7 protein-coding genes are annotated in these 15,452 nt (G+C 37.1%); all 7 read left to right on the top strand.

Annotated features, from left to right (window positions below):
* Positions 1 to 168: 168 nt before the first annotated feature.
* Positions 169 to 4,299: a S8 family serine peptidase gene (locus QUG14_RS08440; protein WP_289340064.1), complete on the top strand. Its 4,131-nt coding sequence runs from the start codon at positions 169 to 171 to the stop codon at positions 4,297 to 4,299.
* 562 nt (positions 4,300 to 4,861) lie between these two features.
* Positions 4,862 to 5,896, top strand: a complete 1,035-nt coding sequence (locus tag QUG14_RS08435; RefSeq protein WP_289340063.1) for a LacI family DNA-binding transcriptional regulator — start codon at positions 4,862 to 4,864, stop codon at positions 5,894 to 5,896.
* Between the two features lie 221 nt (positions 5,897 to 6,117).
* A complete protein-coding gene (locus tag QUG14_RS08430) occupies positions 6,118 to 7,419 on the top strand; it encodes an ABC transporter substrate-binding protein (RefSeq protein ID WP_289340062.1) in 1,302 nt (433 codons plus the stop codon).
* Positions 7,420 to 7,549: 130 nt separating this feature from the next.
* Positions 7,550 to 8,500 carry a carbohydrate ABC transporter permease gene (locus QUG14_RS08425; RefSeq protein WP_289340061.1) on the top strand — a complete coding sequence of 317 codons (951 nt, stop codon included), beginning with the start codon at positions 7,550 to 7,552 and terminating at the stop codon, positions 8,498 to 8,500.
* A 23-nt stretch (positions 8,501 to 8,523) separates the two neighbouring features.
* The gene (locus QUG14_RS08420) at positions 8,524 to 9,369 is read left to right on the top strand and encodes a carbohydrate ABC transporter permease (protein ID WP_289340060.1); all 846 of its coding nucleotides are present in this window, start codon (positions 8,524 to 8,526) and stop codon (positions 9,367 to 9,369) included.
* Positions 9,370 to 9,386: 17 nt separating this feature from the next.
* On the top strand, positions 9,387 to 11,510 hold the full coding sequence (locus tag QUG14_RS08415; RefSeq protein WP_289340059.1) for a glycoside hydrolase family 36 protein: 2,124 nt from the start codon (positions 9,387 to 9,389) through the stop codon (positions 11,508 to 11,510).
* A gap of 104 nt (positions 11,511 to 11,614) precedes the next feature.
* The gene (locus QUG14_RS08410; RefSeq protein ID WP_289340058.1) at positions 11,615 to 15,334 is read left to right on the top strand and encodes a CBM35 domain-containing protein; all 3,720 of its coding nucleotides are present in this window, start codon (positions 11,615 to 11,617) and stop codon (positions 15,332 to 15,334) included.
* Positions 15,335 to 15,452 lie beyond the last annotated feature (118 nt).

The raw sequence follows: 15,452 nt of genomic DNA, 5'->3' as shown, positions 1-15,452 counted from the left end.
AAAATTCCATACCAAAAACCCCAATTTACTTCTAAATGTAAACCTCTTACTATTAACTTAATTGCTGAAATTATTTTAATCGATTTAATATTCTGAATGAAATTGGAATGATTAATAGAAGAGGCTGCAAGGATGACAATAAAAATGCGAGAGGTAGGAAAACAAACTATGAAATTTACTAAAAAGAGAATCATTAAAAAAGCAACCGCCCTTACGTTAGGAATAGGTTTAGTTTCTAGCAGTCTAGTACCCCCTTATCTTAGTTCGATATCTAAAGTTCATGCTGTTTCAATTACCAATGGGGAATCTATCTTAGCAAATTTAACTTCTGAACAAAGACAAGCCTTAAATAAACTATCCTCAAGTGAACAAAGCGGACTTTTTCTAAATACAAATGTGGATTTAAGTAGCGAAACTTCAGTATCGGTAATCATTTCTTTTAACAATAAACCGCAAAAGGTAGCTGTATTAGAAGCGGCTGCTAAAGGAAAAAGCTTAACAAATGAACAAGCTAAAACGAAAGCAGAGGCAGATCACAAAACATTTAAAAATGATTTAGCAGCACTTCTTAAAGATAAGCCTTACAAAGTAAAACGTGAATACAAACATGCGTTTAACGGTGTGGCGCTGGAAGTACCTGCAAACCTGATTCAGGAACTGATGAAATCTGAAGCTGTTCAAGCGATTTATAGCGATGCAACGGTGAAGGCAGAGGAGCCAGTTCCAGAAGCAGAAAAGTCCGCTGAATCGCAAGGTCAAGGAATGGCGGACGAGCGCTCGTTCTTAAAGGTCGATCAATTACATCAAGAAGGTTATACGGGTAAAGGTGTAAAGATTGCTGTTCTCGATACAGGAATCGATTACAACCACCCGGATTTAAAGGATGCCTATAAGGGCGGATACGATTTCGTTCAAAATGACACGGATCCGATGGAGACTACTTATGAGGACTGGGTAAAGGCAGGCAAACCAGGTGGAGACGCAGCAACTTATGTGACATCTCACGGAACCCATGTTTCAGGTACTATTGCTGGTCAGGGTAAAAATAGTAGTGAATACGCCACAAAGGGAATTGCTCCTGATGCAGATTTATACGCGTATCGTGTCCTTGGCCCAGGGGGTACCGGATCTGCTGAGGGAATCATTGCAGCCATCGATCAAGCTGTGGCTGAAGGCATTGATGTCATGAATCTATCGTTAGGTGCTAACTTAAATGATCCAATGTATCCGACCAGTATTGCGATTAACAATGCGGTCCTAAGCGGTGTAACCGCAGTAGTTGCTGCAGGGAACGAAGGAAACAAATTGTATACACTAGGGTCTCCAGGAGCTGCAGCTTTAGCATTGACTGTTGGGGCAAGCAATGTGCCGATTTCGACACTAGCAGCAAAAGGAGCCATTGACGGTGTATCTGCAGATTTACGCTTTATGGCAAGAGGATACACTGACGACATTACGAAGTTAAAAGGTCAAAGTAATACAGTTGTTGATGTGGGACTCGGAGATAACTATACAGGAAAAGATGTTAAAGGAAAAATTGTCCTTATGAGCCGGGGAGTTTATACATTGGATTCTAAGATTGCCTTTGCCAAGGCTCAAGGTGCAGCTGCAGTTCTAATGTACAATGACAACTCTGCAGAGGGTCATATTCCAACTCACTTAGGTGAAGGAGTGAATTTCATTCCAACTTTCTCCTTAACGAATGGTGACGGACTTGCGTTGAAACAAAAATTACAAGCAGGAGTTGCAAGCTTCACTTTTACAGACATGAGTGATTTTAAAACACAGGGTGATACATTGGCAGACTTCAGCTCTCGCGGTCCTTCACGTGTGACCTATGATATTAAACCTGAAATTACTGCACCAGGGGTAAGTGTGTTATCTACCGTTCCAAGCTTTATTAATAGTCCAACCGAACCGACGAATTATACCTATGCCTATCAACGTTTGTCAGGAACATCTATGGCTACTCCATTTACTACAGGGGTTACGGCATTATTGCTACAAGCACAGCCTGATTTAGAGCCAGAAGATGTAAAAGCAATCTTAATGAATACAGCAGATTCGTTAAGCAAGCCATACAGTGTATTTGAACAGGGTGCCGGGCGTGTCGATCCTTATGAGGCCATTCATTCCACGATGGAAATCAAAGTCAAAGATAAAACCCCAATGATCATTAATGGAAAAGACAAGCAATTGAAGGAAGATACAGCTGCCATTAGTTTCGGCAAGATGGCTTTTAAGGGTAAGGATTTGAAAGATTCGCGCGAAGTGACGATTGAAAACAAGAGTAAAGAGGACAAAACCTTTGAAGTAATGGTTACCTTCCAAACGGATGTAAGAGAATCAAAGGATGCCGAAAAGAATGGTGTAGAAGTCAAGACAGAGGAGTCTATTAAAGTACCAGCAAACAGTCAGATTACTAGAAATGTCTCTCTATCTATTCCAAAAACAGCGGAAATAGGTGTTTATGAAGGGTATGTCGTTTATACCAACCAAGATAATCCATCTGAAACGTATCAAGTTCCATTTGGTGTTCGAGTGGTGAATGAGGGGATTGATACATTTAATGTCTCTAAGCCTTTATTTTCAACGGATACAGCTTGGCCAGCCAATTCTTATCCATTCCTTGGTTTTGAATTTTCATTAAAATCACATATGAAAACATTAGATGTTATTTTACATGATCTAAAGACTGGTAAAGACCTTGGGTTAGTTGGCAGCTTTGATCCGATCCTCGTTAATGATAATCAATCGATTTTTATCCCAAGAGGATTTAGTACTATATACTATCCGTTTACTAGTGATTCAAAAAATCCAATCAGTAGCATAGCAGAAGTTGCCGGACCGGGTCATTATCAGCTAAAACTCGTTGGAACAAATGAGGAAGGTCAAACATTTACAGCGTCATCGGATTTCATCTACGAACTTGCTGCGCCAATCATGACTTCTAGCTTTGATTCGCTAGACCAAAATGTTATTGAATATAACGATAGTCAATTTGATACAAATGGACAATTTTTATATGACTTTAACATTAATCTAAACGATCCTGAAGTGGAGGAAGCAAAACGTGATGGTATCCAAATAAATCAATCTAGCAATTCCGTTGTTTCTTTTTATAATAGTCCGTTTCCAGCAATTCCAATTAAGACAGATAAAAACGGAAATTACACTGATCAAATTTTAGTAAGAAAGCAAGCTGCACCTTTACAAGTTCAGTTTTACGGTTTTGATGCAGCAGGAAACTTTACTGCGGATGCTACCAGTATGTTAAGAGTCGTATTTGTAGATCATCAATTACCTTATTACTATTTAAAAGCAGATAAGCAAATCGTAACATCAGGTGAATCTGTCAACTATAGTGTTAAATCTAATAACATCAAAAATTTAAAAACAACTAAAATCACGTTACCTATTTTAAATACAAATCTGGCAACGATCGAAAATGTAGCCGTTAATGATGCAGTGAAACAATATGGGGATGCTCAAGTGACTGTTACATCTGCACCTTCTGGGTTAAGTATGAACTATACCTTTACTTTTACGTATTTAGGTACGAAAACCTTACCAGAAGATTTACAATTATTTAATTTCGACGTAAAAACATCCAACATGTATACCAGAAGTGTACCAGTTGATTGGTTTACAATGAGCGCTTCAACCATTGACCAATCCAATGTAGAGACGGAAGATGTTTACGCTTATACGGAAAGCTATACACCTAAATCAACTTATTCAAAATTAGATGGTGCGTTACAGCTAGAAGGTACAAAAGATCCTTCAACAGGTGAAATGAACTATGATTTAGATCAAAGAACCATTGGGGCAAAGGTGACAGTAACTTCCCCTGATGGAAAAAATATTGTTGAAGCCCCTTTTACAAATAAATTTGGTTCATACCAGGCAGAAGGATTAAAGGCAGAAAAAACCTCATATACGGTAAAGGTAGATGTTCCAGGTCACTTTACAATGCAGAAACAAGTCGTATTGTCTAATGAAGTTCGAGGAGAAACAATTGGTAAAAGATTAAACCATCATTTACCAGTAGCTGCTGCGGGTGATACCAATAAAGATGATGTCATTGATATTTTAGATGCTGTTGCTGTCCAAAAATATTGGGGTACTGATAACGCTGCAACAGACTTTAACTTTGATAAAGTGGTAGACGCTAAAGACATGAACTATCTTATCAAAAACTACGGATTGCAAAATCCTACTGTGGCAAATGCTCCAAAAGCTAAATCTTCTTATAAAGGAGCTACATTGGACAGCATTCTAAAAGAATTAGGATTGTAACAGACTAGTACGGTGTTATTAACAAAAGGGGGAGTAAACTCCCCTGATTGTCTTTATTAAGGTTAATTTATGAAACCTGTTTAAGAGTAAGCAAAAGTATTAAAGGTAGTCTTAATAAAACCAATAACCTAAGGGCCGTTTAATCACGGTCCTTTTTTAATTGCATTAATACAACTAAAAAATTTAGTGAAGAAGGTTTACAACAACTGATTCATAACTCCCATTCTTGTTTCTTGAAAAATATTTAATTTAATCTTTTATTATTATTGATATAGGATAATAGTAATTTAAGGGACACCTAATATATTTCCTCATTTCCTACAGGACAAATAACTTAAAAAACATAGGAATTAAACATTTCGGTAAAAGTTTTAGTGAATAAAATATTTTTTTAATAAAAAGTTTACCAGTACATATTTGGTTATTTGTTAGAAACATTTAGAAAATTATAAAAATAACCCTTGAAAACGCTTAAAAATGATGATAACATGCAGATAAGTTATAAAATGGTAAAACATTCAGAGATGTGCGGTAAAAAATTTACTAGTGAGGTAATGTTAAGATGGCAACGATTAAAGAAATAGCAGCTTTGTCACAAGTATCCCCTGCTACTGTGTCTAGGGTTTTAAATAATGATCAAACCATTACTGTTTTAGAAGAAACAAGGGAAAGGATATTGCAGACTGCAAAGAATTTAGGCTATAAAACTGTTTTGGAACGAAGAGTTGAACAGCATCAAGAATCTAACCAAAAGGATTTGAGTGTTGGTATTCTACTAAGTAAAACATTAGAAGAAGAAGTTGCTGACCCATACTTCTTAACCATTCGACAAGGGGTCGAGGAAGAATTACAGAACCAAGGAATTACCTCTACTTTCATGTTTCGGTGGAATGACGTAGGGACGAATCACCTAATACGAGACTTAGGTGGTTTGATAATTGTTGGGAAAATCAGTGAGAAAGCTTTGAAAACCGTTAGTGAGCATATTGAAAATGTTGTTTATATTCACCATTCTCCCAATGAAGATCTTTATGACTCAGTTGTAATAGATTTTGTTAAGTCTACGAAAACCGCTTTGCAGCACTTATTGGATATAGGCTACAGCCGGATTGGATATATTGGTGGAGTTGATATTGAATATTCAAATACGGAAACTGTCAGCATCGAGGATAAACGCCTAACCACCTATGAGGCTGTATTGAGAAAAAATGGACTATTTAATCCTAACTACATATTTGTAGGTGAGTATACGATGTCCCAAGGATATGAATTAATGAAGAAAGCTCTTCAACAAAATGATTACCCAGATGCTTTTTTTGTATCGAGTGATCCAATGGCGATAGGGGCATTAAAAGCAATTCAAGAGGCAAATCTATCAGTTCCTAATGATATAGCAATTGTAAGTTTTGATGACATTGAAATGGCGAGTTACACAAGTACACCATTAACAACGATAAAAGTGTATACAAAAGAAATGGGGCAAATAGGAGTTAAACTTCTAATTGAACGTATTAATGGAAGAAAATTACCTTTAAAGGTTACCGTTCCGACGAAATTAATAATTCGAGATAGTACTCCATGTACTCTCTCTAGATAACTCACATTGGATGAAGTAGTTTACTAGCAGCTTTGATGAAAGTAATTAAATGCGAAGGTGGTGGTTTATGTAATTTCATTTCATACATATCTTCACGTGTGGTTGGAATGGAAAAAGTATCATGCTCTTTTGCTATATTTTTTAAGTATAATAGTTAGCGCTTCCATAATGTATGTTTTGTATTAGTAAATAATCTATGAAACTATTAAGGAGTGGAGTTCATGACAAAGAAAAAGTATCTAACAATTTTATTTATATTCATAATAGCTTTATCAACTTTCTTGTCTGGTTGTAATAAAACAGAAAATACTTCAACGACAAAAGATGGAAAGAAACAAGTAACCATTGACTATTGGGCAGCATGGGCACCAGGATCGGAAGAAGAACGTAAAACAAAAGAACAAATCAAGAAGTTTGAAGAAGAACATCCAAATATTAAGATTAATACCCAAATTATTACATTCGATGCCCTGCATGATAAATTAGTTGCATCAATCAGTGCTGGAAATGCTCCAGATTTAAGCTGGGGCTTAAGTGAATGGTTTGGAGAATTTAACAAAATGGGTGCATTGCAAGATTTAACTCCTTACGTAGATAAATGGTCTGATAAAGACACTATTTATCCTAATGTTATGGAGGCATTAACATACGATGGAAAGATTACAGCTTTACCACAATATTTAGGGATCCGTGCTCTTTTGTATCATGAGGATATGTTAAAAGCTGCTGGAATAGATTCACCGCCTACAACTTTTGACGAACTTATTGATGTGGCAGATGAAATAAAAGAGGCAACTGGAAAAGAAGCTTTTGGTATTGCGGGTGCAGGAGTTCGCTCACCGCAAGAGTTACTGGCTTATTTAGCTTCAAATGATTTAGTAATTGCAGAAAAAATGAGTGATGGTAAATACAAAAATACCTGGAAGGATAATACAGAACAACTTGAGAGGGCTGCAGAAGTATTCAAGTATTATCAGGACTTGTTGGACAAAGGGGTAATTCCTGCAGATTCTAAGGCTTGGGGTTGGGAGGAAGAAGATACAAATTTCGCCATTGGTAAATATGCAATGGTCGTAAATGGACCGTGGATTCAAGATCGTGAAAAAGAAAATCCAGAAGAAATGAAAGATGTGAAAGTAGCTGCTCCTCCATACATTAAAACACCTGCAACTTTCCTTGAAATTAGCCCGTTATATTTATTTAAGGATAGTGAACACCCTGAAGAGACATGGGAATTTGCTAGTTACATTTTATCAGAGGAGTGGCAGAGTAATATCCGACCTACGAACTCACCACGCTCAGATGTAATTAGTGACAGTCAGTGGGGGAAAGGATTTACCGAATTAGCAGAAACAGGAATTACCTATCCTGAGATTTCACTTGGCGGAGTTACAAAGAATATGGAGGATGCTCTGGCTAAATCATTACTCCAAAACGAAGATCCGAAAAAAGTGGCTGAATGGTTATCCGATGCTATTAATGATAGTTTAAAAAAGTCCGGTGATCTTAGTAGTAAAAAGTAATTAGTCCTTATTGAGCAAGTATTGTCCAAACCGCGTACAATGCTTGCTCTTTACATAAATAATACGTTCTAAGGCTATTTCTTCTAGTCAAATATAAAGTCTTAGTTGTGAGAGATGGAGGTAAATCATCTTGAAATTAGAATCTCGACAAGTTAATAGCAGACTTCAAGGTTATGAAGCAAAAAGAAAATTAAGGATGACAAAGGGAAATAGGGATAAGTTTCATGCCTTCATCTTTGTATTCCCAGCAATATTATTTTTTCTCTTATTAATTGCTTTCCCGTTAATAAATGTTGTCTGGGACAGCTTTCATTTTAAAAACCTCCTCAATGCAGCTCAGTCCTCTTTTTCCGGCCTAGAAAATTATAAAACTGTGGTCCGTGATGAAAATTTCACCAAAATTCTTTCCAATACTGCCATTTGGACGTTGCTATCTGTAGCGGGTGAATTTATTTTGGGGTTAATTTCTGCGATTGCTTTAAACCAACAAATTAAGGGAAGGGCCATTTTTCGAGGGTTTATTATTATCCCCTGGGTTGTACCGATTGTTATAGCCGGTATGACATGGACTTGGATGTTAACTCCTGATTATGGAATTATTAATTTTATTCTAATAAAGTTAGGGATTCTCGATAGCTCTTATTTTTGGTTAGGGGAAATGGATACAGCATTATTAACTGTAACATTTGTGAATATATGGAGGAGTTTTCCTTATTATACGATTTGTTTCCTTGCGGCATTGCAATCAATTCCTAGAGATTTATTAGAAGCAGCTGCAATTGATGGCGCTGGTGTTTTTAAGCGATTCTTTAAAATCGTTTTACCTCAATTAAAACCTGTTGCATTTGTATTAGTATTTATTCACCTTATTTGGACATCAATCAATTTTGATTTTATTTGGGTAATGACAGAAGGCGGACCATTGAATTCAACTGAAACGCTGCCAATTATGATTTACCGATATGCAATGCAAGAATACGATGTTGGCTCAGCCTCAGCGTTAGCATCGATGATGATTGGATTCATGTTAACGATATTTGTTGTGAATTATTATTATAACGCTAAGAAGAATAGAGCCTAACAGATCGAAAATGGGGTGAAAATATGTTACTTAGTAAAAATGGGAGATTAGTCAGTAAAATTATTACCTATATAGTACTTGTCTTTTTCGCAATTTTTTGTGTCTTTCCATTTTTATGGATGTTGGTAACCTCCTTAAAACCAACAGATCAAATCAGGACGAGTAATCCTAGTTTCTTTATTGAAAATCCAACATTCTCGCATTTTGAAAATGTTTTGGTAAATACGCAATTTATCACTTTCTTTGTAAACAGTCTAATTGTAGCGATAACTACAACCATTATTTCAATGCTTGTTTCTATTTTTGCCGGATATGCTTTAAGCAGGTTTCAAAGGTTTAAAGGTATCAAAATAGTAAACGTTACGATGTTATTATCGCAAATGATACCAGGGGTACTATTATTAATTCCTCTATATATTCTCATGCAGAGGCTAGGATTATTGGACACTTATGCAGCTATGATATTGGCCTATACTACCTTTATGGTTCCGCTATGTACATTTATGTTAAAAGGATTCATTGATTCAATCCCATATGAATTAGAGGAAGCGGCTGAAATCGACGGGTGCTCCCGTTTGAGAATTATTTACCAAATCATCCTGCCAATTTCAATTCCTAGTCTGGTTGCAACTGCACTATTTGCATTTGTAAATGCTTGGAACGAATTTATGTTTGGATATGTATTTATTAATGATGAGGCACACCGAACTTTAACCCCCGGAATAACTTTATTCAAAGGTCTTTACACAACTGATTGGGGTAGTATTATGTCAGCATCAGTCCTTGCAGTACTTCCAGTTGTAATCTTGTTTATCTATTTACAAAAATTCTTAATTGAAGGTATGACTGCTGGATCTGTTAAGGGATAAAAGGACGGAGGATAGATATGTCAGAAGTAATCGAAAAAATCGCAAAAATTATTAGTATAAAAGAAAATGGAATTTACCTTATTTTTGAAGTAACGCAAGATAAGGACGTTAGGTTCCTTCACTTTTCAACCTGTCCTTCAAATGACTATATAAATTGGGATGATAGGAAAAGAAGTAAGCACCGCCTAGTTGAAGTTCATTTTTCAGGCGAGAATCAAAATGATCACCACGGCTCTAAGCATACTGGCACGAATCCTGGCTCTCGTTTAAAGTTCCAATCATTGAATGATACGACAAATTCTTTTGGCCGTAAATTGGTTTTTGAATTACTAGATGAAGAAACGAATGTAGGTGTCTTCTCTAACATTCAGTTTTATAATGGAATTCCGATTGTTAGGTCATGGACAGAAATCGTACATAAGGGCGAAGAACCTGTTGGAATTGAATACGTATCTTCCTTTGCTTATACAGGAATTGATAAAGAAGGTCTGACCAATAGGGAAGCGAAAATGAGACTCCATATTCCTCACAATACTTGGTATGGGGAAGCCCAATGGAAAAAATACACTTTACCAGATTTAGGATTATATACAGTTAATGAGTTTTCTATGAAGCGCTTGTCTTATTCAAGTACAGGAACGTGGTCTACCTCTGAGTATGCTCCAACTGGTTTTATTGAGAATCTTGAAACAGGTTCAGGGTTAATCTGGCAAATAGAACATCACGGTTCTTGGCACTGGGAAATTAGTGATATTGCTGATTCTCTTTATCTGCAGTTAAGTGGCCCTACTGAAAATGAGAGTCAATGGTGGAAAGAATTGAAACCAGGGCAAAAATTTGTTTCTGTGCCCGTTGCTGTGGGTGCAATTAATGGGGGATTCGAGCAAGCAATAACAGATATTACTAATTATCGAAGAAGAATTAGACGAGTAAATGAAGACAATAAAAAATTGCCCGTCATATTTAATGATTATATGAATTGTTTACTCGGCGATCCAACGACTGAAAAGCTGCTGCCTCTAATTGATGCAGCGGCAGAAGCAGGCTGTGAGTATTTTTGTGTTGATTGTGGCTGGTATTCTGATGGCTACTGGTGGGATGGTGTAGGTGAGTGGATTCCTTCTAAAGAGCGTTTTCCAAACGGAATTACGGAAGTCTTAGACTACATTCGAAGCAAAGGAATGGTACCTGGACTTTGGTTGGAATTGGAAGTAATGGGTGTGAATTGTCAGCTTGCGAATAACGTTCCGGATGATTGGTTTTTCTTACGTCACGATAAGAGAGTTATAGATCATTCTCGGTATCAATTAGACTACCGAAATCCAAATGTAATAGATTTCGCAAATAGTGTAATTGATAGATTAGTAAATCAGTATGGTGTTGGTTACATCAAAATGGACTATAACATTAATGCTGGTGTGGGAACAGAGTATAATGCGGATTCGATTGGTGATGGGTTACTAGAACATAATCTAGCATATTTAAATTGGCTTGATGGAATTTTTGCAAAATATCCTGATTTGGTAATAGAAAATTGTAGCAGTGGTGGTATGCGAATGGATTATAGTTTATTAAGCCGTCATAGTATCCAATCAAGCAGCGATCAAACGGATTATCTAAAAAATGGTGCGATTGCCGCCGCCGCCGCCTCCCTTGTGACACCGGAACAATGTGCAGTTTGGTCATATCCTTTAAATGAGGGAGATGACGAGGAAGTTATTTTTAATATGGTTAATAGTTTACTGCTTCGCATCCATCAAAGCGGGCATCTCTCCGAAATAAGTCATGATCGCTTTCTATTAGTTAAAGAAGCAATTGATTACTATAAAACCATTCGCCAATATATAGCTGCTGCCAACCCTATTTGGCCTACAGGTATACCAAATCTAGGGGATTCTTGGATGAGTTTTGGCTTAAGAAATAAGGACAAAAATTATCTGGCGGTGTGGAGATTAGATTCTAGTAAGGATGACTATTCGATCCCATTAAAGCATTTGGTTGATAAGGAAGTAGATGTAAAACTAGCATACCCATCAAAAGGGGATGCCAACTACCAATGGAATAAAAATAATGGAACCTTAACGGTTGTTATCCCTAAAATGAATGCTGCAAGATTATTTGAGGTTCACTTAAAGCAATAGTTTGCTAATTTCAGAAGTTAAAATTTGATATAAAACCATCTAGTTATTTCACCGTGGAGTACGATAAGGGATTGTAAAAAAATTGAATAAAAGGAGACAAAATTATGATTAAAAAAATCTTTGCCTGTCTTTTATGTGCAGCCTTAACAGGCAGCGGATTTAGCTTTTCTCCTGAAAAGACATCTGCTGCCACAAATCCACAGCTAGAAGTTGATTTATCTGTAGAAAAAGGAGAAATGTTAAACGGAGGAGCCGGATTCTTATATGGGATGAGCGAACCAAATGTCCCTGATATTAACACGATTATTCCACTTAAACCATATGCAACAGTGCAAAAAGCCCCAGATGGTTTGCAACACCCTAATGGTGATGCATTAAAGGTTTCAGACTATTTCCTTGAAGCCGGTGGTGAGCAGATCCAAATTTATGTACAGGATATTTATGAAAATTGGCCGTACGAATTTACTGGTATTCCGGATTATCTGAATAAAGTAGAAACGATTGTAAAGAAAGTGGTAGAGCACCCAAACAAAGATACCTTTGTGTATGTCCCTTTCAATGAACCAGATCATATATGGTATGGCGGTATGAGTACCCAGACACAACAACGGTTCTTTTCAGACTGGAAAACAGTCGTTGAGAAAATAAAATCGCTGCATCCAAATGCGCGTATTGCAGGACCAAATTTCGCTAGTTATAACAGTAATGTTTATCGTAATTTCTTCAAGTTTGCTAAAGAAAATAATGTGTTACCGGATATCGTAACATGGCATGAATTAGGCGATAATTTCTTCTCTGGTTGGAATTCTAGATATGATGACTATCGTTCGATCGAAAAAGAGTTAGGATTTGGGCCACTTGAAATAAATATTAATGAATATGCTCGTCCTAGAGATCCATCAAATCAGGGCATCCTTTTGCAGTTCCTCGCAAAATTCGAAAGAAGTAAAGTCTACGGAGCCCTGCCATATTGGCATATGGCTGACAATTTAAACGATTTAGTAGTTGAAAATAACAAAGTAAACGGAGCTTGGTGGCTGTATAAGTGGACAGCAGAGATGAAAGGACAACAAACTGTTCAGGTAACACCTCCAAACGTAAATGCCATGGGACTGGAAGGAATAGCAACCATTAATAAATCCAAAAAAAAGGCACAAGTGGTATTTGGTGGCGCAAATGGAAGTGCGGATCTTGTGTTAAAAGGAATAAATGGTCATAAGGAATTTGGCGATACAGTACATGTTACCGTTTGGGAAAGTGCTTGGACTGGTTTTGATGGTGCTGCTGGCAATCCAGTAGTCGTACATGAAAAGGACTATCCTGTCGTAGAAGGGAAAGTCGTAGTTCCAGTTTCAGATATGCACAATATGTCAGCGTACAAAGCCATTGTGACTCCAGCAACAGCAAAAACGACGTATCCAAAACAATCATGGAAAAAAATCTACGAAGCAGAAAACGCTGAACTTAGCGGTAAAGCAACTGTTTACGATTTAGAAAACAGTAGTGCCTATATCGAATGGCCAACATCTGGAGGTAAACAGGTTGGAGGCATTGATGATGAAAATAGCAAAGTGAAATTTATCGTCAGTGTTCCAGAAGACGGAAAATACTCGATGGATGTATTCTATGGAAACGGTCCGCTTGGCCCTGAACCTGCGATTGCAGATAGACGGAAAACAGCGAAGCACTCGCTTAAGGTTGATAACGGTGAGGCAACCGAAATTGTATATCCGGCGAATATTGGATTTAAATTTATTGGAATGAAGAAAGTTTTGCTCGATCTAAAAGCTGGGGAACACACGCTAACATTCTCTGGAATGCCAGTTATGCAAGATGGTCATCTAACAAGGGTAGCTCTTCTTGATAGGATTGACCTTACTCGTGTTGGTAGTTATCAAGGTGAAGTAGTTCCTAAAGTTGACCGGTATGAGGCGGAATACGCAGACATATATGGAGAAACTGCAGTAAGCACACAGCACAATAATTATAGTGGTACAGGTTATTTGAATTTTTCCGATGATGACAAATCAGGGGTTATGTTTGTTGTTAATGTAGAGAAAAATGGTTACTATGAGACTAAGTTAAGATACTCGACCAATAAAGCAAATAGCAGCGTAGAACTTTTTGTAGATCGTAACAAGGTGAAGGATTTAAAACTAGATAGAACAGGCTCGGAAGATCAATGGAGAACTCATTCTGAAATTCGATATCTAAAAGCAGGTATCAACTTAATAGAATTAAAGAATGGTAAGGGTAATCTAAATGTTGACTATCTCGAGATTAAAGCAGCCCCAAAGAAAACAGAAGAAATGATCCAGATTATTGAAGCTGAAGATACAGGTAACACAGTTGCTGGCTTAGCAAAAGTCCAAGACAACTCATATGCTTCTGGCGAAAAAAATGTAGGCTTTATCGGGAAAGGTGCTGACAATTACCTTCAGTTTAACGAGATTGTCGTACCAAAAAGTGGAAAGTATAAACTTATTGTTCATTATGCTAATAATGAACAAAAAGGTAACCATGATTATAATGCCAATGTTGTGGAAAGGCATGCAAAAATCAGTATAAATAATAATCCTGCTCAGAAAACATACTTTAGAAGTACCTACAGCTGGGAAAATTTCCGTTCCATTGTTCTGGATGTAGAGTTAGAGAAAGGTTCTAATACAATTCGATTCTATAACGATACACAGACACCAGATTTTGAACAATATGCCCCGGACATTGATAAGATTGAGATTGCTCCAACAGAAACAGTTGAAACAACCTTATCAGTAAAAGGTCCGCATTCTGTAGAAGTTAATGAGTCTTTCAGTCTTACTTATGCTCTTGCGAATGTAGTAGATAATGTTCATTCTCTAGAGATGAAGCTTACGTTTGAATCCGAAGTGATGGAGTTTGTCTCAGTTGAATCACTGGATAGTAAAATTAAGGTCACTGCAGTGCCGTCTACACAACTAGGTGAGGTGGAACTTCTAGTAGAAGGTGCCCCTGGACACTTCAAACAAGTAAGTGAATTGTTTAAAATCAATATGAAAGCAAAAGTAACTGAAAAGTTGACAGCCAATATTACGCTATCTAATGTGACATTTGATGATTCCATTTCGCTTGATGATTCGATACATTCTATTAATCTTTTCAATGATGTGTCCGAAATTATCCTAAATGGAGAAACATCTATCACGACCAATCGCGGTACCTTACAGTTGAAAGCACAGGTTCTACCTGCTAATGCTAACCAATCTGTTCAATGGTCCGTTAATGATTTAGATGGTTCACCAACAGAATTAGCTGACATCTCCTCGAATGGGTTGTTGTCTGCTAATAAGGAAGGGCAAAATGGTCAAGTGAAAGTGACCGCTATCGCAACTGATGGATCTGGAGTTGTTGTTGAATTAATCGTTACGATTACGAACCAACTAGTTCAGGTAACAGGAACACCATTTGGCAAAAATCCGCCGTGGGCACCAGGTGGGGAATTTGATAAAGCATTTGATGGAAATATCAATACATTCTATGATTATAGTCAAGCAAATGGCGGCTATACCGGACTAGACCTTGGAGAAGGTAACCAAACGGTGGTAAAAGAAGTGAGGTACTATCCACGTGCAGGATATACAAGCAGAATGGTCGGAGGGAAAATTCAAGGTTCTAACACTTCACCGACCGAAGGGTTTGTGGATTTATACACGATAACTTCCACACCGGAACTTGGATGGAATGTAACAGAGATTAATAACGAAACAACTTATCGTTATATCCGTTATGTTAGTCCAAATGGTGGATACGGAAATATAGCAGAGATGGAATTTTATAGTAATTAAGAACAAGTAGGTCATTACGGGCAAAATATATTAATGGGACCATTTTTTCGGAAATGGTCCTTTTTTATTTTAATAACAATGGAAAACTCAAGTCGTTCCCAAAATATTTGTTATTAAG

Source organism: Neobacillus sp. CF12, assembly GCF_030348765.1.
Taxonomy (GTDB): domain Bacteria; phylum Bacillota; class Bacilli; order Bacillales; family Cytobacillaceae; genus Neobacillus.
This window is presented reverse-complemented; position numbering and strand designations above follow the sequence as displayed.

Bases quoted from the DNA above. Each gene is read 5' to 3' on its own strand.
- QUG14_RS08440 (WP_289340064.1), top strand. From the start codon at position 169: ATGAAATTTACTAAAAAGAGAATCATTAAAAAAGCAACCGCCCTTACG.
- QUG14_RS08435 (WP_289340063.1), top strand. From the start codon at position 4,862: ATGGCAACGATTAAAGAAATAGCAGCTTTGTCACAAGTATCCCCTGCT.
- QUG14_RS08430 (WP_289340062.1), top strand. From the start codon at position 6,118: ATGACAAAGAAAAAGTATCTAACAATTTTATTTATATTCATAATAGCT.
- QUG14_RS08420 (WP_289340060.1), top strand. From the start codon at position 8,524: ATGTTACTTAGTAAAAATGGGAGATTAGTCAGTAAAATTATTACCTAT.
- QUG14_RS08415 (WP_289340059.1), top strand. From the start codon at position 9,387: ATGTCAGAAGTAATCGAAAAAATCGCAAAAATTATTAGTATAAAAGAA.
- QUG14_RS08410 (WP_289340058.1), top strand. From the start codon at position 11,615: ATGATTAAAAAAATCTTTGCCTGTCTTTTATGTGCAGCCTTAACAGGC.